The following is a 25,970-nucleotide window of genomic DNA, read 5'->3' as shown; positions in this document are numbered from 1 at the left end:
GTCGTGCCTGCGCGCGGGGCGGATGCGACCTGAAGCCAGAGGTGAACACATGGCGTTGACGCCTGAGGATGTAGTCAAGAAGGAGTTCACCAAGCCCAAGGGGTTTGGTAAGAGCGGCTATGACGAGATCCAGGTGGACGACTTCCTTGACGAAATCGTCGTTGAGCTGCGCCGATTGAACGCTGAGAACGAGGAGCTCGCCACCCAGTTGGCCGACTGCCGTCGTTCCTCAGGCAAGCCGGCCAACCTCGCCAAGGGCGACCCGTCGACAGCAGTGCCGGTGGGCGATGCCCCGACGCAGAGCGTCCCGGCGATCACGCCGGCCGCACCCGCGCCCCCGGCGCCCGATCACGCCGCTGCCCAGCGCAAGGTGGACGCCGCCCAGCGCGAACTCAAGGACATCGAAGGCCGCCTGAAGACCGCTCGTGACGAGCTGGCCAAGGCGCAGCACGACACCAAGGCCGAGCAGGACAAGCTCAACGGTCTGCGCGAGCAGGTTGCCGCCGCCGAGCGCGACTTGAAGACGGCGCAGGACAACGCCGCAGCGGCCGCTGCGGCTCCTGCTCCGAAGCGGCCCGAGCCGCAGCAGGGTGAGACCCACGGCTTCGCCGCTGGCGCAGGCGCCGCGGGTGCGGGAGCCGGTAGCGCAGCAGGTGTCATTGCGCTGGCCCAGAAGCTGCACGACGAGCACGTCCGCGAAGGTGAGGCCACTCGCGACAAGCTCATTCGTGACGCGCAGGACCACCACGACAAGGTGGTCGGCGACGCCAACAGCAAGAGCGAGGAGCTCGTGCGCACCGGTCAGAGCAAGTACGACGAGTTCTTGTCGACCGGTAAGGCGAAGTTCGACGACTTCGTGCAGCGTGGCCAGAGCAAGTACGACGAGCTGGTGAACAGCGGTCAGGCCAAGCACGACGACCTCGTCAAGACCGGCCAGGCGCGACACGACGAGTTGATCTCCACAGGTCAGCACAAGCACGACGACCTCATCAAGACCGCCAACGACGAGCGCACCACCGTGCTCACCGACCTCGGCTCGCAGCGCGATGCGCTCACGAGCAAGATCGATTCGTTGCGTGGCTTCGAGAGTGACTACCGCAGCAAGCTGCGCGGTTACATCGAAGGCCAGCTCGACCAGCTGAAGTCGGTCGGTCTGGACGACGTCAAGCGCGACAACCAGCAGGGCTGAACCGCAGCTGGAGGAAGCTTCAGCTAGCTGACCGAAGGCGGTCGTCCCATCGGGGCGGCCGCCTCCGGCGTTCTGCCTCGACGTTTCGAAACTTCAGGATTGCTGGGCGTTTCGCGCCTGCCGCGGGCACTCGTCGCCTATTCTCAGGCCGTTCGCCCGGTGCTGGACGAGCATGGCGGGCGTGGAGTACGCCCTTGACGGGAGGACCTCCGATGGCGGCGAAGAGCCCGGCTACGAAAAGAGCAGCAGTGAACAAGAGCAGTGACGCATCGGTATCCCTCGCGGTCCGCGACGACGAATCTCCTTGGACCGCAGAGGAATTGGCGCAGGTGCGCGACGAGCTCTCAGCTGATGTCGAACGGCTCGAAGGCGAGTTGAAGTCGATCGAGAGTGATATCGCCGGGCTGATCACCGACAGCAGCAGCGGCGCGGGTGATGACCAGGCCGATCTCGGCACCAAGGCCTATGACCGCGAATCGGAGTACAACCTCGCCCAGAACAGCCGCCGGGCACTGGAGCAGGCACAGCGTGCGCTGGCCCGGATCGACGACGGCACGTACGGCATCTGCGAGAACTGCGGCCAGGCGATCGGCAAGGAGCGGCTGCAGGCTTTCCCGCGTGCGACACTGTGCATGCAATGCAAACAGCAGCAGGAGAAGAGGCACTGACCTCATCAGCCGAAACCCGCACGACCCGACGTAGTTCGATCAGCGTCCTGGTGGCCGTTGCGGTCGTGGGCTATGCCCTCGATCAAGTCACCAAGCAGTGGGCGCTGGCAGCACTGGATCCGGGTGATCCGCACGAGTTGATCGGCAGCTTGCTGCGGCTCAACCTCACCTTCAACCCGGGAGCCGCCTTCTCGATCGGCACCAATGCCACCTGGGTGCTCACGATCATCGCCTGCGTCGTCATCGCGTTCACGATCTACTCGGCCCGCAGGCTGCGCAGCAAGCCGTGGGCCCTCGGCCTCGGCCTGCTCATCGGTGGAGCGCTGGGCAACCTGACCGACCGGTTCTTCCGCGAGCCGAGTTTCGGAAAGGGCCATGTCGTCGACTTCCTGCAACTGCCGCACTGGCCGATCTTCAACGTCGCCGACATCTGCGTGGTCTCGGCGGCCTGCCTGATCGCCCTGCTCTCGATCCGGGGCATGGGGCTCGACGGCACCCGGCTCGACGACGACAAATCCAGCACGAAGCACTCCACCAAGAACACCAAGCACGCAACGACGGACACCGACAACGATGACTGACGATCTGAAAGCCCTGTCCATTCCCGAGGGGCTGGAGGGGGAGCGGGTCGACGCCGCCATCGCGCGCGTCCTCGGTTTCTCCCGGACGCGAGCCGCTGAGCTGGTCTCGACCGGCGCGGTGACGCTCGACCAGCGGACGGTGGCCAAATCGGACCGGGTCAGCGCGGGCCAGTGGCTCGAGGTGGCGATTCCGGCTGTGGTCGACCGCACCCCACAGGTCAAGCCGCAGAAGATCGACGACCTGCGCATCGTCCACGACGACACCGAGATGGTCGTCGTCGACAAACCGGCCGGTGTCGCCGCCCACCCGAGCGTGGGTTGGGACGGCCCCGATGTCGTCAGTGGTCTGGCCGGTGCCGGCTACCGCATCTCCACGTCCGGGGCTCCAGAGCGGCAAGGCATCGTGCAGCGACTGGACGTCGGCACCTCCGGCCTCATGGTGGTGGCGAAGTCAGAGCGGGCCTACACGGTGCTGAAACAGGCTTTCCGCGATCGCACCGTCGACAAGACCTATCACGCTCTCGTCCAGGGCCTGCCCGACCCGGTGGTCGGCACGATCGAGGCGCCCATCGGGCGCCACCCCAACCACGACTACAAGTTCGCGGTGATGCAGGCGGGCCGCCCGAGCGTGACCCACTACGAACTCCTCGAGGCCTTCCGGTCGATGTCCTTGATGGAGATCCACCTCGAGACCGGCCGCACCCACCAGATCCGAGTGCACTTCTCCGCGCTGCACCACCCGTGCGTCGGCGACCCGCTCTACGGCTCCGACCCGACCGTGGCCAAGAAACTGGGCCTGGAGCGCCAGTGGCTGCATGCGGTCAAGCTCGGCTTCGCCCACCCCGGTTCGGGCGACTGGGTCACGTTCGAGAGCCCGTACCCGGCTGATCTGCAACGGGCGCTCGACATAGTCCGAGCCTGACGGCTGTGCGTAGGAAGTCACCCGACGTGGATTTTATTGGGGTCGAGAGCTTCCACGCGAAGGTCGCTCGTGTGCTGTCACGCTTGGCGTTCCTGGGCGCTGGGGGACTCGTTGTGGCGGCTGTTGTCCAGTGGTTCCGGGGCGTACCCGACTGGATCTTCCTGCTGCAGTTGGCGGGTGTGGTGATCGCGGTGTCGCTGTTCTTGCTGTTTGCGGCCTCTGTTCATGGTGCGACGGCCGAGGCTATGCGTGAGCGGGCTGAGGACGTTTCGGTGAAGCGGCAAGGCCCATAACACGCGCCTCATTCGTCCCACCTTGCGCGCTGAGGAGGCGGCTGTCGTAGGTCGCACTTAGACTCGTCGCGATGTCCAGCTCACCTGCCTCCCGCAACGATTTCGTCCACCTACACGTCCACACGGAGTACTCCATGCTGGATGGCGCAGCTCAGGTGAAACCGCTGTTCAAGGAGGTCGAACGCCTCGGCATGCCGGCTGTCGCGATGAGCGATCACGGCAACATGTTCGGCGCCTACGACTTCCAAGAAGCCGCCAAGGCGTTCCCGGGCGTCAAGCCGATCATCGGCATCGAGGCCTACGTCGCCCCGTCCGACCGGCGTAATCGCAAGCAGGAGTTCTGGGCCACCAGCGGTCAGCGCGACAACAACGTCGACGGTGAGGGCGGCAAGGACATCTCCGGTGGCGGTCGCTACCTGCACATGACGATGTGGGCCAAGAACGCCCAAGGTCTACGCAATCTCTTCGCGCTGAGCTCGCTGGCCAGTTTCGAGGGCTTCTACGGCAAGCCGCGTATGGACAACGAGATCCTGGCGGCGCGCGCCGACGGCATCATCGCCACCACGGGCTGCCCGTCGGGTGCGGTGCAGACCCGGCTCCGCCTCGGCCAGTTCGAGGAAGCGTGCGCGGCTGCAGCCGAGTTGCAGGACATCTTCGGCAAGGGCAATTTCTACCTCGAGCTGATGGACCACGGCGTCGACATCGAACGCCAAGTGCGCCAAGACCTGCTGCGGGTGGCCAAGCGGCTCGACCTCCCGCTGCTGGCCACCAACGACTCCCATTACGTCACTGAAGACCAGGCCGACAGCCACGACGACCTGCTGTGCGTCGGTGTGGGTCGCAACAAGGACGACCCAACTCGCTTCAAGTTCAACGGATCCGGCTACTACATCAAGTCTGCCGACGAGATGCGCGAGCTGTTCCGTGAACTGCCGCAGGCTTGCGACAACACGCTGGCGATCGCCGAGCAGATCGAGTCGTACGACGAGGTGTTCAACCACGTCGACCGTATGCCGCAGTTCCCCGACGTCCCGGAGGAGCAGACCCAGGGCGAATACCTGCGCGAGCAGATCAAACTGGGGGTCGTCGAGCGCTACGGCGACGACGTCCCCGAGGGTGTGTGGGAGCGCATCGAGACCGAGATGTCGGTCATCGAGCCGATGGGCTTCAGCTCCTACTTCCTCGTGGTTGCCGACATCTGCAAGTACGCCCGCGACAACGGCATCCCGCTCGGCCCCGGCCGTGGTTCGGCTGCTGGTTCGCTGGTGGCATACCTCACCCGCATCATCGAGCTCGACCCGCTGGAGCACGGACTGCTCTTCGAGCGGTTCCTCAACCCCGAGCGCATCAGCCCGCCCGATGTCGACCTCGACTTCGATGATCGTCAGCGCGACAAGATGGTGCGTTACGTCACCGAGAAGTACGGCGCCGATTACACCGCGCAGGTCAACACCTTCTCCACGATCAAGGCGAAGGCCGCGATCAAGGACGCCAACCGCATCCTCGGCTTCCCGTTCAGCCTCGGTGACCAGATCTCCAAGGCCATGCCACCGGATGTCCAGGGCAAGGGCGTACCGCTGGGCTCGACCTATGACAAGGAGCACCCGCGCTACAACGAGGGCGGCGACTTCCGGGCCATGATCGAGGCCCAGCCGGAGGTCAAGAAGATCTTCGAGACGGCCAGCGGTCTCGAAGGCAAGATCCGGGGGACGGGTGTGCACGCCGCCGCCGTCATCCTGTCGTCCGCGCCGCTGCTCGAGCTCATCCCGATGCACCGCCGCGACAAGGACGGCACCATCATCACCGGCTTCTCCTACCCGCAGTGCGAGGAGATGGGTCTGGTCAAGATGGACTTCCTGGGCCTGCGCAATCTGGGCATCATCGACCAGGCGATCAAGAACATCGAGGCCAACCGCGGTGAGCACCTCAGCACCGAGACGATCCCGCTGGACGACCCCACGACCTACGAACTGCTCGGCCGCGGCGACACACTCGGCGTCTTCCAGCTCGACGGTGGCGGCATGCGCACGTTGCTGCGGCAGATGGCGCCTACCGGCTTCGAGGACATCACCGCTGTGTTGGCGCTCTACCGCCCCGGCCCGATGGCCGCCAACGCCCACACCGACTACGCCGATCGCAAGAACGGCCGCAAGCCGGTGGCACCGATCCACCCCGAACTGAAGGACGCCCTCGACCCCATCCTTGGCGAGACCTACCACCTGCTCATCTACCAGGAGCAGATCATGGCGATCGCCCGTGAGCTGGCCGGTTACACCCTCGGTGGTGCAGACCTGCTGCGGCGGGCGATGGGCAAGAAGAAGCCCGAGGTGCTGGCCAAGGAGTGGGACAACTTCTCGGCCGGCATGGCGAAGAACGGCTATTCGCCCGAGGCCACCCAGGCGCTGTGGGATGTCATGCTCCCGTTCGCCGGCTACGCCTTCAACAAGTCGCACGCCGCCGGTTACGCGCTCGTGTCGGTCTGGACGGCGTATCTCAAGGCCAACTACCCGGCCGAGTACGCCGCAGCCTTGCTGACCTCGGTCGAGGACTCCAAGGACAAGATGGCCATCTACCTGGCCGACACCCGCAAGCTAGGCATCAAGGTGCTGCCGCCCGATGTCAACGAGTCGATCGACGACTTCGCCGCTGTTGGTGAAGACATCCGGTTCGGGCTGGCGGCCGTCCGTAATGTCGGCGGCAATGTCGTCGACGGCATCGTGCAGGCGCGCGAGGAGAAGGGGCGGTTCACCTCCTTCGAAGACTTCCTGCGCAAGGTGCCGGCTCCGGTCTGCAACAAGCGCACCATCGAATCCCTCATCAAGGCAGGCGCATTCGACGATCTGCAGCACAAGCGGCAGGGCCTGGTGCACGTGCACGAGACCTACGTCGATTCGTTGGTGGAGGAGAAGCGCAACGAGGCCCACGGCCAGGACAGCCTCTTCGGTGGGTTCGGCGACGAGGAGGCCGTCACCTTCGCGGCGTTGCCGCAGATCCCCGACATCGAGTGGGACAAGCAGACGCTGCTGGCCTTCGAGCGCGACATGCTCGGGTTGTACGTCTCCGATCACCCGCTGTTCGGCATCGAGCACCTGTTGGCGCAGCACGCCGACACCCCGATCTCCAAGCTGCTGGGGGAGGACGCCCCCAAGGATCGCTCCACCGTCACCATCGCCGGTCTGGTCACCGGGCTCACCCTGAAACGCAACAAGAAGGGCGAACTTTGGGCGATCGCCGAGGTAGAAGACCTCGAGGGATCGATCGAGGTGCTCTTCTTCGCCAAGACGTACATGACGGTCTCGACGATGCTCAACACCGACACCGTGTGCGTCATCCGAGGTCAAGTTATGTCGCGGGATGATTCGGTCAGCCTGAGTGCCCAGGACATGACCATCCCTGAGCTGAAGGGTGATCTGCGCGGACCCATCGTCCTGACGATGCCACTGGCCCGGGCGAACAACGGTCTGGCCGTGAAGTTGAAGAGTGTGCTGGCCGAGCACCCTGGTGGCACCGAGGTGCACATCAAGCTCACCCAGCCCGGGCGGCAGGTCACGGTGAAACTCGACGACAAGCTCAAGGTGGCTGCGTCACCGGCCCTCTTCGGCGACCTCAAGGCGTTGCTCGGCCCGACCTGCCTCATGGCCTGACCCGGGAGTCCTGCGGCTACTCAGGCGGGGTTAACGTGTCGGGGTGACTGGATTGACATCGACATCGGCGCCGACCTCGACGACGCCGCAGCCACCGCTGGCTGACCGGGTGCCCGCCGAGCGCACCTTCCACGGCGACGTGTTCGTCGACGACTTCGCCTGGATGCGCGACCACGAAGACCCGCGACTGTTGCCGCTGGTCAAGGCCGAGAACGCCTACACCGAGGCGATGACCGAGCACCTGCGTGAGGGAACCGACACGATCTTCGGTGAGCTCAAGGCGCGCATCGTCGAGAACGACGTCTCAGTGCCCGTCCGTCTGGGCGACTGGTGGTACTTCGTGCGCACGGTCGAGGGCGAGCAGTACGAGATCCACTGTCGTGCACCGTATTCCGGTGACGCACGTCCGAATCCGCAGTCGGGTGTGGCGCTGCCGGGGGAGCAGGTGCTGGTTGATGGCAACCGTGAAGCCGAAGGCTCTGAGTTCTTCGAGTTGGCCGCACTGGAGATCGATCGCACCGGCGACCGGATGGCGATCCTGGTCGACCGCACCGGCGGCGAGTTGTACGACCTCGAGGTGCGCGAAATCTCGACCGGACGAGTGCTGGACGATGCGGTGAAGCAGGCCAGCTACGACCTCGCCTGGTCATTCGACGGTGCGCACCTGTTCTACGTGCGGCGGGACGACGCGTGGCGGGCACACCAGGTGTGGCGTCACGAACTCGGCACCTCGGCAGCAGACGACGTGCTCGTGGTCGAGGAGCCGGACGAACTGTTCTCGCTCGGCATCGACTCCTCGCGCGATGACCGGTGGTTGGTGATTCACACCGAATCGCGCCTCACCACCGAGGTCCGGCTGCTGGACCTGACCGACCCGACGTCCGAGCCGGTGTTCGTCGAACCCCGCACCCGCGGGCTCGACTACTCGGTGGAGGTTGACGGCGACCGGATTCTGTTGACGCACAACGGGAATCACGCTGACTTCGAACTCGCCTGGGCTCCGATCGAGGCTCCCGGTCGCGCGAACTGGCGATCTGTCTATGCGCCCGCGGCCGGCGAACGTGTGATCGGTGCGCTGTCATTCGCCGGGTTCGTCGCGATGTTTCTGCGGCGTGGTGGTTTGCCGACCGCCGATCTCATCGCCAAGACGGCGAGTGAAAAGCCGTACGGCGCACCGAAACCTGTGGTCCTCGAAGGCGCCGCAACCCGGCTCGGCGCGGGGTCCAATCCCAGCTACGAGGCGTCCGCGGTGCAGTTGGTGGCCACCTCTCTGCTGACCCCGCGCACTGTCGTCGATGTCGACGCAGCGGGTGCGGCGAGCGTGCTGAAGGTGCAGGAGGTGCCTGGCTTCGACCCGAGCGACTACGTCGAGGAGCGTGTGTGGGTGCGCGGTCGAGACGGGGTGCAGTTGCCGCTCGACATCGCGCGGCGGGCCGACGTCGAACCGGACGGCAGCAACCCGGGCTACATCTACGGCTACGGCTCGTACGAAGCCAGCTTTGATCCGGCCTTCTCGGCGCTGAGGCTGTCGATGCTCGACCGCGGCGTCGTCTACGCCCTCGCTCATCCGCGTGGTGGAGGCGAGATGGGTCGTAAGTGGTACGACGAGGGCAAGATGCTCGCCAAAACCAACACCTTCAACGACTTCGTCGACAGTTCCCGCTGGTTGATCGACCAGGGCTGGGTCGCGTCCGATCGCCTTGCGGCAGAAGGGGGTTCGGCCGGCGGTCTACTCATCGGAGCGGCAGTCAACCAGGCGCCGGAGCTCTACCGTGCGGTGCATGCAGCGGTGCCCTTCGTCGACGCCCTCACCACGATCCTCGACCCGACCTTGCCGCTCACGGTGGGTGAGTGGGAGGAGTGGGGCAACCCGATCGAGGACGCCCAGGTCTACGCGGTCATGAAGAGCTACACGCCGTACGAGAACGTACGTGCCGAGGTGTATCCCGCCGTGCTGGCGACCACGAGCATCAACGACACCCGGGTCTCGTTCGTCGAGCCGGTGAAGTGGGTGCAGGCATTACGCGAGACCGTGCTGAACGATCCGGCACAGCGACCGATCGTGCTCAAGACCGAGATCGTCGCCGGCCACGCCGGCAGCAGCGGACGCTACGACTCCTGGAAGCAGGACGCCTTTGAGTTCGCGTTCCTGCTCGACCAGATCGGGGCGCTCTGAGTCAGGCCTTCTCGGCCTCGGCCTTGATGCGGGCCAGGGTCTGCTTCATGCCGGTCATGAGGTCGGCCTCGAAGCGGTCCTTGCCGCCCAGGAACTTGTCGATCAGCGTGGACGACAGCTTGGTCGTCCCACCTGAGACGTCACGGGTCTCGGTGAGGCGCGTGCCGCCGTCCGAGGTGGGCTGGAGTTCGTAGATCCAGCGGCTCTTGTTCTCGCGGATCTTGAAGACGAGCTTGCGCTGTGGTTCGAACTCGGTGACCTTCGACTGGGTCGGCCACACCTTCAAGCCCTGACGGTTGACGTTGACCATCGTTGCGCCCTTCTTCACCTCACCGCCGCGCACGATCACCTTCACGGTGCTCGGGCTCCATTCGCCCATCCGCTTCAGGTCGGACACGATTGCCCAGACCTTCTCCGGGGTGGCGGCAATGTCGACGGAGGTGGACAGGTTCGCAGACATGGTTCTCCTCAAGGCGTGGGCTGGTGACAGCCTAAGGCTCGGGCGTACCTGCCGGTAACCGCGGCAGTCCGGGCGTTGGACGCGACAGCTGATCTGATCGACTACGGCTGGGTCTGCGCGGTGTCCAGCTTCTGCACCTGCGCCTTGATCATCGGCTGGATGTCGGGATTGGGAGGTGAGGGCGACGCCGCCCACCGAGATCAGCACCGGTCCGTTCAGGATGAAGTTCTGCTCAGCAGTCGTTCCGCCGGAGCTGATCTGGACGCCCAGCGGGGCGTTACCGAGCTTCGGCGCTGACATCAGGCGGTAGGTGAAAGTCTCGCCCTGGTAGGTCTCCTGCTTGCAGGTCTTCAACGTGTTCGCCAAGGCATCGAACGACTTCTTCGCCTCGGATGAGTTGGCGAACTGCCGCAGGGTCGATGTCAGTGCCATCTGGCTGCTGCCGACGCCCTTGATGAACCAGGCCTCAGACTTCTGCTTCTCCTGAACGGGAGGCTTGTAGCCGCAGAAGGTGCGATTTGAACCGCTAGGTGTACTGACCCGCCAGGTTGGGTACGCGGTCGGCGGGTGAGTCGCCTTTGAGGGCGGTGTGGCCGCGGTCGTGATTGTAGGTGTGCAGGAAGGCCGGGAACGCGGCGACGCGTTCGGTCTCGCTGGCGTACGGGCGGGCGTAGGCCCATTCCTCTTGCAGGGTGCGGTTGAACCGTTCGACCTTGCCGTTGGTCTGTGGCCGGTACGGCTTGGTCCGTTTGTGCTTGATGGCGTTGTCTGCCAACAGTTTCCCGAACACGTTCGAGCGGTAGCAGGCCCCGTTGTCCGTCATCACCCGGGTCGTGATGATCCCGATCGAGGCGAAGTGCGCCAGTGCCCGGGACATGAACTGGGTCGCGGTCTCCTTCTTCTCGTCGGCCAGGATCTCGGAGTAGACGTAGCGGGAGTGGTCGTCTACCGCGTGGTGCAAGAACGCGTACCCCAGGTTGGGGCGCCCGTGGACGGTGCGTGGCCGGTCGGCCTCGCGGTGCGCACTGGAGTTACGACCGCCGATTGATCGGCCGTGGATCCGGTGCCCGCCACCATCGGGATCCGGCCGAGTTTCTTGACATCGACATGGACCAGGTCTCCCGGCGCGTCCCGCTCGTACCGCACGACTTGACGGCGTCGAGCCCTCACCGGGACCCCCGTTGCGGGATCGGTCCACGACAGTCGCAGGCACCCGTACCGGGTCAGGATCCGCTGCACCGTGGCCGGGTTCATCCCCAGGTGGTACGCGATCCTCGCCGGTCCCCAGCGCCGCGCGACCCGCATCCCGACCACCCGCCGTTCCCGACGCCGTACCGTCCGGTGCGGGCACGAGACCGGCCGACTGGACCGGTCGCTCATCCCGGCCGGCCCCTGCTCCCGGTACCGGTCGGACCACCGCTTCGCGGTCGTGACCGACACGTTGAACCGGTCCGCTGCCCGCCGTAGCGGCCATCCGTCCTCAACGACGCACCGAGCCAGCAACAGTCGACCGCGCGGCGTCAGCAGCGCGTTAGCGTGGGACATGAAGACCTCCGTGGTGAGGGGTGTGTTCCTAGACAGCTCCACACCTCACTCGGAGGTCTTCCTCATGTCACGCCGACAAGCCGAGCCCGTACCTAACGTCCCGGGTCAGTACAGCTAGGTGTCTCCTCGACATAACCAGGCGGCAGATCAGCCAGCGCCAGTGTTGCCCTCGTGAGTTCGGCTGCCGAGAGCACCCGCTTGGTCGCACTGGAGGAGCTCGGTGCAGCTGAAGTCGTCGTTGCACCGGAAATGGAACCGACGATCGGACTGCTCGACGTGGCGTCGGGGGACCCCTCGCGGCCGGAGGAGCAGGCGGTCAGCGATCCGGTCAGGAGAAGGGCAGCGACGAGGCCGGGGGAGCGATGCGAGATGGGGCACCCTTCTGGGTCGCCAAACCCTACTCGGTGCAGCTCAGCGGTCGCTGGCCCGAATGCGCAGGCCACTGCCGATCAACCGTCGGATGAGGTCGCTGCCGGACACCTCCTGTGCGCCCGCGGAGACCACCGCCTCATACCGCTCCTGCGGGACGTCGTAGTGATCGCCGTCGAACAGGTGCTCGGGCAGCCCTGTGCGGCGGGCGAATTCGTGCAGTTCCTCGTACGATGCGTCGCTCACCAAGTGCGACCACAGGCGGTCGTAGGCCGGCCAGAACGGCGGGTCGATCAGGATCGTCATGCGAGCGCAACTCGCAGGCGCTCGGCGTATTCGGCGGCTTCACCGTCGGCGTATTTCGTGCGTGGCCAGAAGAACCCGCGCAAACCGTCGCCCTTGGTGCGGGGTACCACATGACAGTGCAGGTGCGGAACCGACTGAGAAACCACGGTGTTCATCGCGGTGAACGAACCCTGAGCATCAAGCGCTGCCGGAATCGTGGACGCGATGTGCTGCACCTCGGTGAAGAACTCTGGGAGGAGATGCGTTGGAAGGTCAGGCAACGTGCTGATGTGCTCGCGGGGAATCACCAGCACATGTCCCTTGAAGACCGGGCGGGTGTCGAGGAAGGCGAGCGTCGTCCCTGTCTCGTGCACGACCTGCGCGTCGACCTCGTCCCGCACGATCGCGCAGAAAACACAAGCAGCCATTCGGGGAGTATCGCGCAGAAACTCCCAGATTCGGAATCAGATCGACTGTTGGGTTCGCAGAGTGATGTTGTGACACGCCTGGCAGGTCTCGGCGGGCACCAGTCCCCAGTGCATCAGCCAGCTGAACACGTAGCATCCGGCACAGAATCCGAGCACTGCCTCCAGCGAGGCGAACACCAGTAGCACGCCGATGAGGCTGAGAGCTACGCACGCCGAACCAAGCCCGAGCCAGGCGATCGAAGCAGCCGCGGTGAAAACGAACCCGATGGTCTGGGCAAATCGTTTCGGCGCGCCCGGCACCAGAACAGCGGCGCCCAGTCGAGGAGCGACCACCTGGGCCGCCAGGCGACCGAGCGGACTGTATCGCGGACCCGACAGCGCCCGAAGTGCGAAGCCGGCGGCCATCAGCACGGGCAGCCATGACCACCGGGTGACCAGCGTGATGACCGCCAGCACCACGACACCTGAGGCGACGGTGCGAGCTGCCTTCTCGTTCACCTCACGCGGGAAGCCGATACGCATAACAACAAATTATGGATTGGCGAAGCGGGCCCGCACTACCTCGGTCCACCATCCGGAAACAAGAATCCGCCTGAGCAGCCGGCCGCTCTCACGAGCGACACGGCCCACTCAGGCGGACGGAGCGGAGGTTGGCGGCTGCTTCGCGAGCGCCGCCAACCTCCGCTCACTCGGTCACAGGTCGTAGTACATCTCGAACTCGTGGGGGTGCGGACGGAAACGGATCGGGTCGACCTCGTTGAGGCGCTTGTAGTCGATCCAGGTCTCGATGAGGTCCTCGGTGAACACGCCGCCCTCGGTGAGGTAGTCGTGGTCGGCCGCCAGGGCGTCCAGCACCTCGGGCAGCGAACCGGGCACCTGCTCGATGTTCGCGTGCTCCTCCGGCGGCAGCTCGTAGAGGTCCTTGTCGACCGGCTCCGGCGGCTCGATGCGGTTCTTGATGCCGTCCAGACCGGCCATGAGCTGTGCGGCGAACGAGAGGTAGGGGTTGGCCGACGGGTCGGGGATGCGGAACTCGATGCGCTTGGCCTTGGGGGAGGTGCCCGCGATCGGGATGCGGACGCACGCCGAACGGTTGCGCGCCGAGTAGACCAGGTTGACCGGAGCCTCGTAGCCCGGCACCAGGCGGTGGTAGGAGTTGACCGTCGGGTTGGTGAAGGCCAGCAGCGACGGCGCGTGCTTCAACAGGCCACCGATGTACCAACGGGCAAGGTCGGACAGACCGCCGTAACCCTTCTCGTCGTAGAACAGCGGCTCGCCGTCCTTCCACAACGACTGGTGGGTGTGCATACCCGAACCGTTGTCGCCGAACAGCGGCTTCGGCATGAAGGTCGCCGTCTTGCCGGCCTGGAAGGCGGTGTTCTTGATGATGTACTTGAACTTCATCACGTCGTCGCCCGAGCCGAGCAGCGTGGAGAAGGTGTAGTTGATCTCCTGCTGACCGGCGGTGCCGACCTCGTGGTGCGCACGCTCGACGTTGAGGCCGACCTCGGCCATCCGCAGGCACATTTCGTCGCGCAGGTCAGCCATGTGGTCGACCGGCGGCACCGGGAAGTAACCACCCTTGACCCGCGGCTTGTAACCCAGGTTGCCGCCCTCTTCGACGCGACCGGAGTTCCACGCACCCTCGATGGAGTCGATGAAGTAGTAGCCCGAGTGCTCGTTCGTGGCGAAGCGGACGTCGTCGAAGATGTAGAACTCCGCTTCGGCACCGAAGTAAGCGGTGTCGGCGATGCCGGTCGACTTCAGGTAAGCCTCCGCCTTCGCGGCGATGTTGCGCGGGTCGCGGCTGTAGGCCTCACCGGTGAACGGGTCGACGATGGAGAAGTTCATGATGAGCGTCTTGTGCTCACGGAACGGGTCGACGTAGGCCGACTGCGGGTCGGGGATCAACTTCATGTCTGACTCGTGGATCGCCTGGAACCCGCGGATCGAGGAGCCGTCGAACATCTGGCCGGTCTCGAATGCGTCGTGGTCGAACGTGGCGGCAGGCACATTGAAGTGCTGCATCACGCCCGGCAGGTCGCAGAATCGAACATCGACGAACTCGACGCCTTCGTCCTTGATGAACTTCAGGACCTCATCGGCGTTGTTGAACATTGAACCTCCATCGTGGATGAGCGTCGGGGCACGTACCGTGCCACCCGACTGCACCCGACTTTAGCGGTGTCGCGTTTCCCGACCGTGAGCAGTTTGTTTCGTGGGTGTTACGTGTCGGAGCAGGAGACACGCCTGCGTGGACGGCCCTCGCCTCGCATACCCTCAAGGGGTGGTTGATCGTCGTGACGTAGGAAGCTGGCTCGAGGGCCCCGGCGCGCTGCGTGAGCATGCCCCGGGCGACTACCCCGGTAAGGACCTCGGCCTGCCGAAGGACGGCCCGGGTTCCATCGCGACGACCGGTCCGCGCGCCGTTGCACTCATCGTCGACTGGGCGCTCTGCTCGATCATCGCCGCCGGGCTGCTGCGGTACAGCTGGGGCGAGCCCGGCGCAGGCAGCTTCAAACCACTGCTGGTGTTCATCGTCGAGAACATCCTGCTCGTCGGCACCCTCGGTTACACGATGGGACACCGACTCATGGGCCTACGCGTGCTATCGGTCGACGGTCAGCGGGCCAGCATCGTCCAGATCGTCATCCGCACCCTGCTGCTTGCGCTCGTGCTGCCCGCGGTGATCTGGGACAAGGACAACCGAGGCTTCCACGACCGCATCGCACGAACGATGATCCTGCGGACGCGGTGACACGCACCGAACCAATGAAGTGGGTCTCTGCATGTGCAGAGACCCACTTCATTCTGTCTGTTCCGCGTCAGCGGACTACGACGTCCTACCGCCCGCGCATGCCGCGCCGGTCGGGACGCGCATTCCGCGGATCCATCCCTGCCGGGATCGGCGGCCGGCTGGCACCCAGCGCCCGCAGACGCTTGTTGACGGCCGACACTTCGGCGGTGGTCAGCTTCTTGTCGAGCTTGCCCATGCGCTTGGTGAGCTCACCGACGCGGATCGCGTCATCGCCCTGGCCCACGCGGTAGATCGTGATCGGCACTTCCGGGCCGACGACACGCTCGATGCGCTTGCGCTCGGAGGTCAACAGCTTGGAGGCGCCGCCCTTGGGGCCCTCGCCGATCAGCACGACACCAGGACGTCCGACCGCGCGGAAGACCATCGCTGCTGACGACATGTCACGCACGTTGCGGGCCCGCCCGGCATCGGCAGCCACCGGCTCCTGCTCCACGAACCAGCCGCGACGCAGTGCGCCCAGGGCTGCTCCGCTGGCGCCGGGCTGACCGTCCAGCGCACCGTAGGCAGCGCGCTCAGCCAGTCGGCCGAAGACGATCATCGCCACCAGGATGCCGACCATCAGACCCAGGAAGCCCAGGTAGATCGGGTGACCCCACCACAGCCCCAGAAGCAGGAATGGCACGAAACCGGCGGCGAAACCGAGCGCCATCCACAACGGGATGCGCGGGTTCTGCTTGACGGCGCCTTGGTAGAGGGTCTTCATCTGGCTGAGCCGACCCGGCTTGTTCGGGTCCTTGGGCTTGCGGGTGCGGCGCGACTTCGTGGGCGCCTGCTCGGAGGATGTGGACATGGGCGTCAGCCTACTGGCGTCTGCAGCTTCGCCACGAGCGCAGAAGCCTCCTGGCGGGCCGGCTCGGTAGCGGCCTGTGCGAGGTGGTGCAGGTGCTCCGGCAATTCGCGACCCAAGGCCGCCATGGCCTGGGTGTAGAGGCGTCCGGCACGGTAGGAGGAGCGCACCAATGGTCCGGCCATCACCCCGACGAAGCCGAGGTCGCGGGCGACGTCAGACCAGTGCACGAACTCCTGCGGCTTGACCCAGCGGTCGATCGGGTGGTGCAACGGGGAAGGACGTAGGTACTGGGTGATCGTGATGATGTCGCAGCCGGCCTCATGCAGGTCGCGCAGCGCCTGCTCGATCTCCTCGTCCGTCTCACCCATGCCAAGGATGAGGTTGGACTTGGTGACCAGTTCGGCGTCCTTGGCCATCGACAGCACCCGCAACGACTTGTCATAGGTGAAGGCGGGACGAATGCGCTTGAAGATGCGCGGCACCGTCTCGAGGTTGTGCGCGAACACCTCCGGACGTGCTTCGAAGACCTGACCGACGAGGTCAGGCTCGGCGCCGAAGTCGGGCGGGAGGATCTCGACGCCGGTGTTGGGGTTGAGGGCGTGGATCTGCCGGATCGTCTCGGCGTACAACCGCGCCGCACCATCGGGCTGGTCGTCGCGGGCGACACCGGTGACCGTCGCGTAACGCAACTGCATCTGCTGCACCGACTCGGCCACCCGGCGTGGTTCGTCCATGTCGAGCTCGGTCGGGCGGCCGGTGGCGATGTCGCAGAAGTCGCAGCGACGGGTGCAGACGTCACCACCGATGAGGAAGGTGGCCTCGCGGTCTTCCCAGCACTCGAAGATGTTGGGGCAGCCGGCTTCCTGACAGACGGTGTGCAGACCCTCGTTCTTCACCATCGAATGCAGCTTGGTGTAGGCCGGACCCATCTTGGCCGTCGTCCGGATCCACTCCGGCTTGCGCTCGATCGGTGTCTCGGCGTTGCGTGCTTCGACGCGAAGCAGGCGGCGTCCCTCCGGTGCGACGGTCATCCTCGAACGGCTCCCTCGATCGACATTCAACGCCGCCCGCTCAAGCGGCGGCGACATGGTTCGCACCAGCCTACGCGTCCGGTGTTTTGTCGTTGATCCGGAACGCCGTACTGCTCCGTAGCACCGGCAGCGGTCTGACCGAGAAGACAAACGGAGGCAGTAGACGGCGTACGCCGGTCTGTGACCGGTGACCCGGTCCCGTGGCTCAGCCGAGGATCGAGGCGAGTCGCTTCTCCACGTACGGCAACACCTCGGCCACGGTGACCGTGCGCCCGAGTTCTTGGCTGAGTGTGGTCACCCCGGCGTCCGGAATGCCGCACGGCACGATGGCCGTGGCCCATGACAGGTCGCAGTCACAGTTGAGCGCGAAGCCGTGCATGGTCACATCACGACTGACGCGGATGCCGATTGCCCCAACCTTGCGCTCGGGTTTGCCGTCTCCGGCGGGAAACCACACGCCGCTGCGGCCATCGACACGCCCGGCGGAGTCGAGCCCGAGGTCGGTGCAGACGTCGATCATCATCTGCTCCAGGCGACGCACATAGGCCACGACATCGATCGGGTCACCCAACCGCACGATCGGGTAGCCGACGAGTTGGCCCGGGCCGTGCCAGGTGATTTTGCCACCCCGGTCGACGTCGACGACCGGCGTGCCGTCGAACGGCCGCTCGTGCGGTTCGGTGCGTTTGCCGGCCGTGTAGACCCGCGCGTGTTCCAACAACAACACGGTGTCCTCGCGTGAACCGTCGACAACCTCGGAGTGCACCTGCCGCTGCAGCTCCCACGCTCGCTGGTAGTCGACGAACTCGGGGTCGAAGCCGACATGTTCGATCTGCATCGGTCCAGGCTAGGGCGGGTCGATCGACGAAAGGCCGCCGGTTCGATACGCGTGAGTATGTAGGTTGGCGCCATGCGTGTAGGACTCGCCGGTTACGGCCTCGCAGGACGTCACATCCATCGGCCGCAGTTGAAGGCGGCCGGCTTCGAGATCGCTTCGGTCTCGACCAGCAACCCAGAGCGCATGGCCGAGGTGGAGAGCGACGAGCCGCAGGCTCAGGTCGTCCCTGATCTTGACGCATTGCTGCAGGTGCCTGATCTCGACCTGATCGTGCTGGCGACGCCGACCGGCATGCACGTCGACCATCTGCGCGCGGCGATTGCCGCCGCCGTCCCGATCGTGGTCGACAAGCCGATCACGCCCGATGCCGCATCGGCGCAGCAGGCCGTCGCCGCCGCCGCTGCGGCCGGCTGCCCGCTCACTGTTTTCCAGAACAGACGCTGGGACACCCCGCACCTGGCCGCGAAGAAGTTGCTGGCCGACGGCTCGCTCGGCGACCTGGTGCGTTACGAGTTCCGTTGGGAGCGTTGGCGTCCCGAGCCGAAGGCTCGCTGGCGGGAGCAGGATTCCGCCGCGGACGGTGGTGGTCTACTGCTCGACCTCGGCGCGCACCTGGTCGACTCCGCCGTCGATCTCTTCGGCCCGGTCGACAGCGTCGTGGCGACCATGGCATCTCACACCACCGCTGCCGAGGACGAGGTGGTCATGATGTGCCGCCACACCGGTGGGGTGGTGTCGCACTTGTCGACCACCTCACTCGCGGGTGTGCCCGGCCCACGGCTGCGGCTGAGCGGGACGAAGGCGGCGTACGTCGTGACCGAGTTCGAGGCCGAACCGAACGGTCTGCCGGGGTTCGAGAACCCCGCTGGTCATGTCGGGTGGTTGTGCCGCGCAGATGACCGCGAAGCGCTTCCCACGGTGGCTCCGGAACGCACCTTCTACGAGCAGGTCGCCGATGCCCTGAACAGCGACGATCCGCAGGCGAAGATGCCGGTCGACCCGCGCGACAGCGTCCATGTGGCCCGGGTGCTCGACGCGGCACGACGTTCGGCGCAGAACTGGCAGGTCACCCAGGTGGAGGGCCCCTGACCAGTACCTGTGGATAACTTCTGCTGCGTCTGAGCGTTCGGTGGCACCGTGGCCCCATGGACACCGAACAGCCCCGATCGTCCCCGGTCACGAAGTGCTCGACCGCCTCGGCACAGGCGGCACCGGTGAGGTGTGGGTGGTGCGTCGACCGGACGGAGTTCGCCTGGCGGCCAAGCTGATCCACCGCCATCTCGAGGTCTGCCAGGACGAGGAAGACCTGCTGCGCCGGATCGACCACGACCACGTGATCCGGCTGCACGACGCGATCGACGAGCCCGGTGAACACGGTCGTCGGGTGCTGCTGCTCGACCTCGCCGAGGGCGGCTCGCTCGCCGACGCCATCGCCTCGCGTCAGACTCTCACCGCGGGGGAGTTGGTCACCGTGCTCACCCCCATCGCCCGCACCCTGCACGACCTGCATGCTCTCGGCCTCGTGCACGCCGACATCTCCACCGGCAATGTGCTCTTCACCGATTCGGGCAAACCCCTCCTGGCAGACCTCGGCGTGAGCCGCGTCGCCGGCACCTACGACGAACACACCTGGGCCACTGAGGCCTGGGCGGCGCCGGAGGTGCTGGCAGGCGAGCACGCCACCCCTGCCAGCGATGTCTACTCGCTCGGCGCGGTCGGCTGGGCGTGCGTGACCGGCTTCCCTCCGCCACCGCATCTCGACCGTCGCGCCTTGGTGGAAACGGCCTCACATGTCGATGAGCGTGTGGCCAGGCTGATCGAGGAGGCGATGGCCTTCGACGCCGACGAGCGCCCTTCGGCCGGAGACTTCGCGCTGCGGTTGTGGCGTTGCGCCACACCGGAACCCGCACCCGTGGCCGGAAGCCGTGGCGCGCGACGCAGCGAGGTGCAGGACGACAGTGCGCTCCTGACGCGGAGGATGATCAGGGAGCGCAAGGTCGAGGAAGCCTCGGACGAGGACGACTCTGCGCCGTTGCGGCGCACCCGCTTCCCAGCCTTCCTCGCCCGGCACCGGGTGTCGTTGAAACCGGCTCTTGCCGCCGGCGCGGCCACTGCAGTGCTCGCGGCGGGCGCGTGGGCTCTCGTACCGCAGGCGAGCTCGCAGGCGCAGGGGAGCCTGGTGGGCGTGTCGCCGCAGGCAAGCCAGCAGCCTTCCGCGAAGAGGGTCAAACCCGCTGCGTCCGCCCCCTCGCAACCGACCGTCGTCACACCACGAGCCGTCGTCACCGCGCTGGTGACGGCCCGAGCCAGGGCGTGGGAGCAGGGGAGCCCCCAGCTCCTCTCCCACGCCCTAGCGCCCGGATCCGCGGCCGATCGGGCCGACCGCGCGTCGCTGATGACGGCTCGTCGTGACGGCATCGACTACCGCGGGTTGCGCTTCGACGTCGGGCAGGTGGCAGTCAGCCAGTCAGGCAGTGATCGGATGAGCGTGCAGGCTTCGATCAACCGGCCGTCCTACGCCGTAACTGTCGGCTCATCCGCCGCCGTGACGAAACCGGCTGTGTCACAGCGGGTTCGGCTTGACCTGGTGAAGGTCGACGGACAATGGCGGATCGAGCGGTGGTCATGAACCGACGCAGAAGGCCCGCAGGTCGACGACTGGGTCGTCCACCTGCGGGCCTTTGCTGACCTTCGTCGATCAGACCTCGAAAGCGCCTTCTTCCAGACGCGCCTTCATGTGCGTCAGGAAGCGAGCAGCGTCCGCGCCGTCGACGATGCGGTGGTCGTAGCTCAGGGCCAGGTAGACCATGGAGCGGATCGCGATGGTCTCGCCGCCGTCACCGTCAGGCACCACGACCGCACGCTTGACCACGGCACCGGTGCCGAGGATGCCGACCTGCGGCTGGTTGATGATCGGGGTGTCGAACAACGCACCACGGCTGCCGGTGTTGGTCAGCGTGAACGTGCCACCACCGAGCTCGTCCGGGGTGATCTTGTTGGTGCGCGTGCGGTCGGCCAAGTCGGCGATCTTGCGGGAGAGACCCGCGATGTTCAGATCGCCGGCGTTGGCGATGACCGGCACGAACAGGCCCTTTTCGGTGTCGACTGCGATGCCGAGGTTCTCGCTCGGGTGGTAGACGATCGAGTCGTCCTGCACGCTGGAGTTCAGCACCGGGTAGGCCTTGAGCGCCTCCACCGCGGCGAGCGCGAAGAACGGCATGAAGCTGAGCTTGACGCCTTCACGCTGCTGGAAGCCGGACTTGGCCTTGTCGCGCAGACGCGCGATCTTGGTGACGTCGACCTCCACCACCGTGGTCAGCTGCGCCGAGACCTGCAGCGACTCCACCATGCGCGAGGCGATGAGCTTGCGCATACGGGTCATCTTCTCGGTGGTGCCACGCTTGGGCGAGACAGCTGCCGGGGCAGCAGGTGCCGACGATGCAGCAGGCGCTGCCGGAGCAGCTTCAGCCTGGGGAGCGGCCGGCGGCTCCGGTGCCTTCGCAGCTTCGGCCGCGGCCTGCACATCCTGCTTGCGGATGCGACCGCCGACGCCGGTGCCCTTGATCGTCGACAGGTCGACGCCTGCCTCCTGGGCCAGCTTGCGCACCAGCGGCGTGACGTAACCGGAATCGGCGGAGTTGGACGCGGCCTTCGGCTCGGTGTCGGCCGGGGCGGGTGCAGCTGCCTGCTTCGCCTCGGGCTCCGGAGCCTCTTCGACCTTTTCCTGAGCCTTCGGCTCTTCCTTCGCTTCTTCCTTGGGCTCTTCCTTCGGTGCCTCAGCCTTGGGCTCCTCAGCCTTGGGCTCTTCCTTCGGCTCCTCGGCCTTCGGTTCTTCGGCCTTGGGCTCTTCCTTGGCTGGGGCAGCCTCGCCACCGACGACGGCGAGGTCGGCACCGACCGGCACCGTCTCGTCCTCCTGCACCAGGATCTTGCTGAGCTTGCCAGCAACCGGCGACGGCACCTCGGTGTCGACCTTGTCGGTCGAAACCTCCAGCAGGGGCTCGTCGACGGCGACGTCGTCACCCTCGGCCTTGAGCCAGCGGGTGATGGTGCCTTCGGTCACCGATTCGCCCAGGGCCGGCATCTTGATCGTTTCGCCGCCCTGCACCTCGCCGCCACCGGAAGAGGAGTCGCTCTCGGTCGTCTTCTCCTGCGCGGGCTCTTCGTCCTTGGACTCGGGCTCGGGCTCGGGCTTCTCTTCTTCCTTGGGCTCTTCGGCCTTGGGCTCCTCAGCCTTGGCCTCTTCGGCCTTGGGCTCGGAGTCGCCACTGTCGGAGGAAGCTGCGCCGTCGCCGATCACCGCGAGGTCGGCGCCGACCGGAACGGTCTCGTCCTCCTCGACGAGGATCTCCTGCAGGGTGCCGGCAACCGGCGAGGGGATCTCGGTATCGACCTTGTCGGTCGAGACCTCCAGTAAGGGCTCGTCGACAGCCACCTCGTCCCCGACGCTCTTGAGCCACCGGGTGACGGTGCCTTCCGTCACGGATTCTCCAAGTGCGGGCATCGTCACGCGTTCAGACATAGGTGCAGTCTCCTTGATTTGGGTGGCTCGGGTGGCTGAAGTTCATTTTCATCTCATGCATGGGCATGGAGGGGTTTACCGGCCAGAGCAAGATGCGCCTCGCCCAAGGCCTCGTTCTGGGTGGGGTGTGCGTGGATGAGAGATGCGACGTCGTCCGGCAGAGCTTCCCAGCAGACGATCAACTGGGCTTCACCGATCTGCTCGCCCATGCGCGCACCGATCATGTGGACGCCGACGACCGCGCCGTCCCCCGCCCGCACCAACTTCACCGACCCTTGCGTCTGCAGGATCTGGCTCTTGCCGTTGCCGCCCAGGTTGTATTCGTAGGTGCTCACCTCACCGTACTTCTCCTTGGCGGCCTCTTCAGTGAGCCCGACCGAGGCGATCTCCGGGTCGCAGTAGGTGACGCGCGGAATGCCGGTCTCCTCGATCGGAGTGGGTTCGAGCCCGGCGATGTCCTCGGCCACGAAGATGCCCTGGGCAAAACCACGGTGGGCCAGTTGCAGACCGGGGACGATGTCGCCGACCGCGCGCACCGACTGCACATTGGTGCGGCAGCGCTCATCGGTGGTGACGAATCCGCGGTCGAGCGTGACGCCGGCTTCCTCGTAGCCCAGGCCGTCGGTGACGGGCCCGCGGCCGACGGCCACCAGCAGCAGGTCGGCCTCGATGGTGTCGCCCGATTCGAGGGTGACGGTGACGCCGTCGTCCGAAGCGGTGGCGCCGGCGAACTTGACCCCCGTCTTGGCGGTGATCTTGCGCTTCTTGAAGGCACGCTCGAGCTGCTTGGAGATCGATTCGTCCTCGGCCGCGACCAACCGGGGCAGCGCCTCCACGATCGTCACCTGCGCACCGAACGAGGCGAACACCGAGGCGAACTCGACACCGATGACGCCGCCACCGAGCACCACGACCTTCTCGGGGACGAAGTCGAGCGCGAGCGCTTGGTCGCTGGTCATGATGCGGGGGCCGAGCTCGAGGCCGGGAATCGACTTGGCGTAGGAACCGGTGCCCAGGACGATGTTCTTGCCGGTGAGCACGCGGTCACCGACCGTGACGGTGGTAGGGGAGCTGAGCTTGCCCTCGCCCTCGACATACTCGATCGTGGCCGCGCCGACCAGACCCTGCAGGCCCTTGTGCAGTCGGGAGACGACACCGTCCTTGTACATGTGCACGCCCGCCATGTCGATCGATTCGAGCGAGCTGTTGACGCCGAATTTCGCACCGTGGCGAGCGGAGTCGGCCACCTCGGCGGCGTGCAACAGGGCCTTGGTGGGGATGCAGCCGCGGTGCAGACAGGTGCCGCCGAGCTTGTCCTTCTCCACCAGCGCCACCGACAGGCCGAGCTGGGCTGCCCGCAGAGCGCACGCGTATCCGCCGCTGCCTCCGCCCAGGATCACGATGTCGTAGGTCGGGTCGGTCGGCTCCGCCATGGGTGTGCAGCTCCTTGCGTTCGCAGGCCTTGAGGGTCGGCCCGAGGTCGCCGACTTCCGGACAATCTTGGCACTGGCGTGAATTGCGTGTGCAGGTGGTGCGCAACTGGTTGGTATATCGCTGGATCGGGCGTTCAACTCGTGCGAGAGTGGCTCGATCAGCCGCCGAGCAGAAGGAGTGCACATGTCATCCGACAAGCCGACGCCCAGTGAGGAAATGAAGGCGAAGTTCCGCGAGGCACTGGATAGGAAGAAGTCACACGGCGGACGGGACGTGTCCGACCACTCGGCACATTCGAAGGTCTCCGGAGCGCATGACGCGGAGACTTCAGGTGCTCAGCAGATGTTCCGCCGCAAGAGCGGTGGATGATTCACCGAACCCTTGTCTGAACGCGACGGCGGCGCCCTGCGAGATGCAGGGCGCCGCCGTTCTTCATGGCAGGAAATGGTTCAGCTGCGCGCCTCGGCCAGGGCGACCAGCGTGCGCACGCCGTGGCCGGTGCCGCCGGCCGGGGTGTAGCCGTACGCGCCAGCTTCGTTGAAGGCCGGGCCTGCGATGTCGAGGTGGGCCCACGGCAGTTGCTCGCCGTCGGCACTCTCGCCCACGAACTCCCGCAGGAACAACGCGGCGGTGATCATGCCGCCCATGCGCTCACCGGTGTGCTTCACATCGGCCACCTGCGACTTCATGGACGGACGCAGCTCGTCCAGCAGCGGGATCGGCCACATCGCCTCACCGGCCGTGCCGGCTGCAGCCAGCACCTCGTCGCGCAGCGCGTCGGTGTTCGACAGCACCGCGGTAGTGCGCTGACCCAGCGACAGCACTGCCGCACCGGTCAGGGTGGCCACGTCGATGACGGCGTCCGGGTTGGTCTTCGAGGCGAACACCAGCCCGTCGGCCATCACCAAGCGGCCCTCGGCGTCGGTGTTGATGATCTCGACCGTCTTGCCGTTCGGCATGGTGACCACGTCGCCCGGGCGCTGGGCGTCGGAGCCGGTGAGGTTCTCGGCCAGGCACAGGTAGGTGGTGACCGCGATCGGCAGGTCGAGCGCCGCGATGGCTGCGGTCGCCGCGGCCACGGCCGCCGCACCGGCCATGTCGCACTTCATCGTCTTCATACCGTCAGCAGGCTTGATGCACAGACCGCCGCTGTCGAAGGTGATGCCCTTGCCCACGAGCGCGATGTGCGCCTTCGCCTTGGCCGGCTTGTAGGTGAGGGTGACCAGGCGCGGCGGACGCGCCGAGCCGCGTCCCACGCCGACCAGACCGCCGCAGTTCTGTCGGGCCAGGGCCTTCTCGTCGGTGATCTGCACCTTCACCTCGGTGCCGGTGAAGTGCTTCTTGACGTCGGCCGCGAACGAGGCGGGGTAGAGGTCGAGCGGCGGCTGGTTGACCAGGTCACGGGCCCACGCCTGCTCCTGTGCCACGACCTGAGCGCGCTTGACACCGGTCTTGGTGCCGGAGGCCTTGGCCACCGTCGAGGCGACGGTCGCCTTCGCCAGCGGCTTCGGCTTCGGGCCGGTGACGCGGTAGGCGGTGTACTCGTACGCACCGAACAGCAGGCCTTCGACGGTAGCCACCGTCAGTTCGGTTGTGGTGCAGGGGAATCCGAACGACGCATGGGCGACGTCATTGAGTGCGCGTGCGGCTGAACCGGCAGCGCGGCGCACCGCTTCGGCGTCCGCATCAGTTGGCTCGGTCTTCAGGCCCGACCCGGCGGCGACCACCAGGCCGCTCGTGCCGGCGACACCGGCGAGCTTGGTCACCTCGTCCGCGGCGCCTGCTGCGCCGAGGGTGGCGAGTGCTTCGGTGATGGCGCTCTCGACCTGCGCGTCGACGCAGCCCGGGGAGACAACCGCCTTCCCGTCGACAGACAGGGTCATCACCACCAGCACCGGTGCGGAGACTTTGTCAGCAGATCGGTCGGTCAGGGTCACTGTGGTCACGGGTGCGTGTCCTCTCGGTTTACTGTCGGGT

At 66.1% G+C, this 25,970-nt stretch carries 23 protein-coding genes and 1 pseudogene; 12 read left to right on the top strand and 12 right to left on the bottom strand.

Going from position 1 to position 25,970, the window contains the following annotated elements:
- Nucleotides 1-49 precede the first annotated feature (49 nt).
- From J5M86_RS09160 to J5M86_RS09130, 7 genes are all read left to right on the top strand, one after another.
- Nucleotides 50-1,189, top strand: coding sequence for a DivIVA domain-containing protein (locus tag J5M86_RS09160; RefSeq protein ID WP_188060627.1), 1,140 nt, complete (start codon nt 50-52; stop codon nt 1,187-1,189).
- Nucleotides 1,190-1,437: 248 nt separating this feature from the next.
- Nucleotides 1,438-1,857 (top strand): TraR/DksA C4-type zinc finger protein, encoded by a 420-nt coding sequence (locus J5M86_RS09155; protein ID WP_244328296.1) that lies wholly within the window; start codon nt 1,438-1,440, stop codon nt 1,855-1,857.
- Nucleotides 1,827-2,438, top strand: coding sequence for a signal peptidase II (lspA, locus tag J5M86_RS09150; RefSeq protein ID WP_188060629.1), 612 nt, complete (start codon nt 1,827-1,829; stop codon nt 2,436-2,438). The genes J5M86_RS09155 and lspA overlap by 31 nt, the downstream gene beginning before the upstream one ends.
- Nucleotides 2,431-3,360: an RluA family pseudouridine synthase gene (locus J5M86_RS09145; protein WP_188060630.1), complete on the top strand. Its 930-nt coding sequence runs from the start codon at nt 2,431-2,433 to the stop codon at nt 3,358-3,360. The genes lspA and J5M86_RS09145 overlap by 8 nt, the downstream gene beginning before the upstream one ends.
- A 26-nt stretch (nt 3,361-3,386) precedes the next feature.
- Complete coding sequence (locus J5M86_RS09140; RefSeq protein WP_188060631.1) at nt 3,387-3,653, top strand: hypothetical protein; 267 nt, start codon at nt 3,387-3,389, stop codon at nt 3,651-3,653.
- 71 nt (nt 3,654-3,724) lie between these two features.
- Nucleotides 3,725-7,297 carry a DNA polymerase III subunit alpha gene (dnaE, locus tag J5M86_RS09135; protein ID WP_188060632.1) on the top strand — a complete coding sequence of 1,191 codons (3,573 nt, stop codon included), beginning with the start codon at nt 3,725-3,727 and terminating at the stop codon, nt 7,295-7,297.
- 43 nt (nt 7,298-7,340) lie between these two features.
- On the top strand, nt 7,341-9,473 hold the full coding sequence (locus tag J5M86_RS09130) for a S9 family peptidase (RefSeq protein WP_244328295.1): 2,133 nt from the start codon (nt 7,341-7,343) through the stop codon (nt 9,471-9,473).
- A gap of 1 nt (nt 9,474) precedes the next feature.
- Here the strand turns inward: J5M86_RS09130 and J5M86_RS09125 are convergent, their stop codons facing one another.
- Nucleotides 9,475-9,933 carry an SRPBCC family protein gene (locus J5M86_RS09125; RefSeq protein ID WP_188060633.1) on the bottom strand — a complete coding sequence of 153 codons (459 nt, stop codon included), beginning with the start codon at nt 9,931-9,933 and terminating at the stop codon, nt 9,475-9,477.
- 340 nt (nt 9,934-10,273) lie between these two features.
- On the opposite strand from J5M86_RS09125, the gene J5M86_RS09120 reads away from it, so the two are divergent.
- A complete protein-coding gene (locus J5M86_RS09120; RefSeq protein ID WP_188060634.1) occupies nt 10,274-10,420 on the top strand; it encodes a hypothetical protein in 147 nt (48 codons plus the stop codon).
- A gap of 39 nt (nt 10,421-10,459) precedes the next feature.
- Here J5M86_RS09120 and J5M86_RS09115 read toward each other — a convergent pair.
- From J5M86_RS09115 to glnA, 5 genes and pseudogenes are all read right to left on the bottom strand, one after another.
- Nucleotides 10,460-11,478, bottom strand: a pseudogene (locus J5M86_RS09115) (IS481 family transposase).
- 411 nt (nt 11,479-11,889) lie between these two features.
- On the bottom strand, nt 11,890-12,153 hold the full coding sequence (locus J5M86_RS09110; protein ID WP_188060940.1) for a DUF4031 domain-containing protein: 264 nt from the start codon (nt 12,151-12,153) through the stop codon (nt 11,890-11,892).
- Nucleotides 12,150-12,560, bottom strand: a complete 411-nt coding sequence (locus J5M86_RS09105; protein ID WP_188060941.1) for an HIT family protein — start codon at nt 12,558-12,560, stop codon at nt 12,150-12,152. Before J5M86_RS09105 ends, J5M86_RS09110 begins: the two co-directional genes overlap by 4 nt.
- A 36-nt stretch (nt 12,561-12,596) precedes the next feature.
- A complete protein-coding gene (locus J5M86_RS09100; protein WP_188060942.1) occupies nt 12,597-13,082 on the bottom strand; it encodes a DUF4395 domain-containing protein in 486 nt (161 codons plus the stop codon).
- A 171-nt stretch (nt 13,083-13,253) separates the two neighbouring features.
- Entirely contained in the window at nt 13,254-14,678 is a 1,425-nt protein-coding gene (gene glnA, locus J5M86_RS09095) for a type I glutamate--ammonia ligase (protein ID WP_188060943.1), read from the bottom strand.
- A 169-nt stretch (nt 14,679-14,847) separates the two neighbouring features.
- Between glnA and J5M86_RS09090 the strand changes: the two genes are divergently transcribed.
- Nucleotides 14,848-15,318, top strand: a complete 471-nt coding sequence (locus J5M86_RS09090; RefSeq protein ID WP_188060944.1) for an RDD family protein — start codon at nt 14,848-14,850, stop codon at nt 15,316-15,318.
- An 85-nt stretch (nt 15,319-15,403) separates the two neighbouring features.
- Here J5M86_RS09090 and J5M86_RS09085 read toward each other — a convergent pair whose 3' ends face one another.
- The 3 genes from J5M86_RS09085 to lipB all read right to left on the bottom strand — a co-directional run bounded on the left by J5M86_RS09085 (nt 15,404) and on the right by lipB (nt 18,037).
- Nucleotides 15,404-16,168, bottom strand: coding sequence for a DUF4191 domain-containing protein (locus J5M86_RS09085; RefSeq protein ID WP_188060945.1), 765 nt, complete (start codon nt 16,166-16,168; stop codon nt 15,404-15,406).
- Between the two features lie 5 nt (nt 16,169-16,173).
- Nucleotides 16,174-17,199 (bottom strand): lipoyl synthase, encoded by a 1,026-nt coding sequence (lipA, locus tag J5M86_RS09080; protein WP_188060946.1) that lies wholly within the window; start codon nt 17,197-17,199, stop codon nt 16,174-16,176.
- 205 nt (nt 17,200-17,404) lie between these two features.
- Complete coding sequence (gene lipB, locus J5M86_RS09075; protein WP_188060947.1) at nt 17,405-18,037, bottom strand: lipoyl(octanoyl) transferase LipB; 633 nt, start codon at nt 18,035-18,037, stop codon at nt 17,405-17,407.
- A 72-nt stretch (nt 18,038-18,109) separates the two neighbouring features.
- Here lipB and J5M86_RS09070 point away from each other — a divergent pair, with 72 nt between their 5' ends.
- Together J5M86_RS09070 and J5M86_RS09065 are read left to right on the top strand one after the other, a co-directional pair.
- Nucleotides 18,110-19,126 carry a Gfo/Idh/MocA family oxidoreductase gene (locus J5M86_RS09070; RefSeq protein WP_188060948.1) on the top strand — a complete coding sequence of 339 codons (1,017 nt, stop codon included), beginning with the start codon at nt 18,110-18,112 and terminating at the stop codon, nt 19,124-19,126.
- Nucleotides 19,127-19,220: 94 nt separating this feature from the next.
- A complete protein-coding gene (locus J5M86_RS09065) occupies nt 19,221-20,666 on the top strand; it encodes a serine/threonine-protein kinase (RefSeq protein WP_188060949.1) in 1,446 nt (481 codons plus the stop codon).
- 69 nt (nt 20,667-20,735) lie between these two features.
- Here J5M86_RS09065 and sucB read toward each other — a convergent pair whose 3' ends face one another.
- The gene (gene sucB / locus J5M86_RS09060) at nt 20,736-22,559 is read right to left on the bottom strand and encodes a 2-oxoglutarate dehydrogenase, E2 component, dihydrolipoamide succinyltransferase (protein ID WP_188060950.1); all 1,824 of its coding nucleotides are present in this window, start codon (nt 22,557-22,559) and stop codon (nt 20,736-20,738) included.
- A gap of 53 nt (nt 22,560-22,612) precedes the next feature.
- Nucleotides 22,613-23,992: a dihydrolipoyl dehydrogenase gene (gene lpdA / locus J5M86_RS09055; RefSeq protein ID WP_188060951.1), complete on the bottom strand. Its 1,380-nt coding sequence runs from the start codon at nt 23,990-23,992 to the stop codon at nt 22,613-22,615.
- A gap of 184 nt (nt 23,993-24,176) precedes the next feature.
- On the opposite strand from lpdA, the gene J5M86_RS09050 reads away from it, so the two are divergent.
- Nucleotides 24,177-24,362: a DUF5302 domain-containing protein gene (locus J5M86_RS09050; RefSeq protein ID WP_188060952.1), complete on the top strand. Its 186-nt coding sequence runs from the start codon at nt 24,177-24,179 to the stop codon at nt 24,360-24,362.
- 80 nt (nt 24,363-24,442) lie between these two features.
- On the opposite strand, the gene J5M86_RS09045 is transcribed toward J5M86_RS09050, so the two are convergent.
- On the bottom strand, nt 24,443-25,939 hold the full coding sequence (locus J5M86_RS09045; protein ID WP_188060953.1) for a leucyl aminopeptidase: 1,497 nt from the start codon (nt 25,937-25,939) through the stop codon (nt 24,443-24,445).
- Nucleotides 25,940-25,970: the final 31 nt, after the last annotated feature.

Source organism: Yimella sp. cx-51, assembly GCF_017654605.1.
Classification (GTDB): Bacteria; Actinomycetota; Actinomycetes; order Actinomycetales; family Dermatophilaceae; genus Yimella.
Note: the sequence above shows the minus strand (reverse complement) of the source record. Positions and strands in the feature narration are given on the sequence as shown.

What these genes read in the sequence shown, in the direction of transcription:
- lspA (WP_188060629.1), top strand. Translation starts at nt 1,827, where the DNA reads ATGCAAACAGCAGCAGGAGAAGAGGCACTGACCTCATCAGCCGAAACC.
- J5M86_RS09070 (WP_188060948.1), top strand. Translation starts at nt 18,110, where the DNA reads ATGCGTGTAGGACTCGCCGGTTACGGCCTCGCAGGACGTCACATCCAT.
- J5M86_RS09085 (WP_188060945.1), bottom strand. Translation starts at nt 16,168, where the DNA reads ATGTCCACATCCTCCGAGCAGGCGCCCACGAAGTCGCGCCGCACCCGC.
- J5M86_RS09160 (WP_188060627.1), top strand. Translation starts at nt 50, where the DNA reads ATGGCGTTGACGCCTGAGGATGTAGTCAAGAAGGAGTTCACCAAGCCC.
- J5M86_RS09100 (WP_188060942.1), bottom strand. Translation starts at nt 13,082, where the DNA reads ATGCGTATCGGCTTCCCGCGTGAGGTGAACGAGAAGGCAGCTCGCACC.
- J5M86_RS09110 (WP_188060940.1), bottom strand. Translation starts at nt 12,153, where the DNA reads ATGACGATCCTGATCGACCCGCCGTTCTGGCCGGCCTACGACCGCCTG.
- dnaE (WP_188060632.1), top strand. Translation starts at nt 3,725, where the DNA reads ATGTCCAGCTCACCTGCCTCCCGCAACGATTTCGTCCACCTACACGTC.
- sucB (WP_188060950.1), bottom strand. Translation starts at nt 22,559, where the DNA reads ATGTCTGAACGCGTGACGATGCCCGCACTTGGAGAATCCGTGACGGAA.
- J5M86_RS09145 (WP_188060630.1), top strand. Translation starts at nt 2,431, where the DNA reads ATGACTGACGATCTGAAAGCCCTGTCCATTCCCGAGGGGCTGGAGGGG.
- J5M86_RS09050 (WP_188060952.1), top strand. Translation starts at nt 24,177, where the DNA reads ATGTCATCCGACAAGCCGACGCCCAGTGAGGAAATGAAGGCGAAGTTC.
- glnA (WP_188060943.1), bottom strand. Translation starts at nt 14,678, where the DNA reads ATGTTCAACAACGCCGATGAGGTCCTGAAGTTCATCAAGGACGAAGGC.
- J5M86_RS09125 (WP_188060633.1), bottom strand. Translation starts at nt 9,933, where the DNA reads ATGTCTGCGAACCTGTCCACCTCCGTCGACATTGCCGCCACCCCGGAG.
- lipB (WP_188060947.1), bottom strand. Translation starts at nt 18,037, where the DNA reads ATGCAGATCGAACATGTCGGCTTCGACCCCGAGTTCGTCGACTACCAG.
- J5M86_RS09105 (WP_188060941.1), bottom strand. Translation starts at nt 12,560, where the DNA reads ATGGCTGCTTGTGTTTTCTGCGCGATCGTGCGGGACGAGGTCGACGCG.
- lpdA (WP_188060951.1), bottom strand. Translation starts at nt 23,992, where the DNA reads ATGGCGGAGCCGACCGACCCGACCTACGACATCGTGATCCTGGGCGGA.
- lipA (WP_188060946.1), bottom strand. Translation starts at nt 17,199, where the DNA reads ATGACCGTCGCACCGGAGGGACGCCGCCTGCTTCGCGTCGAAGCACGC.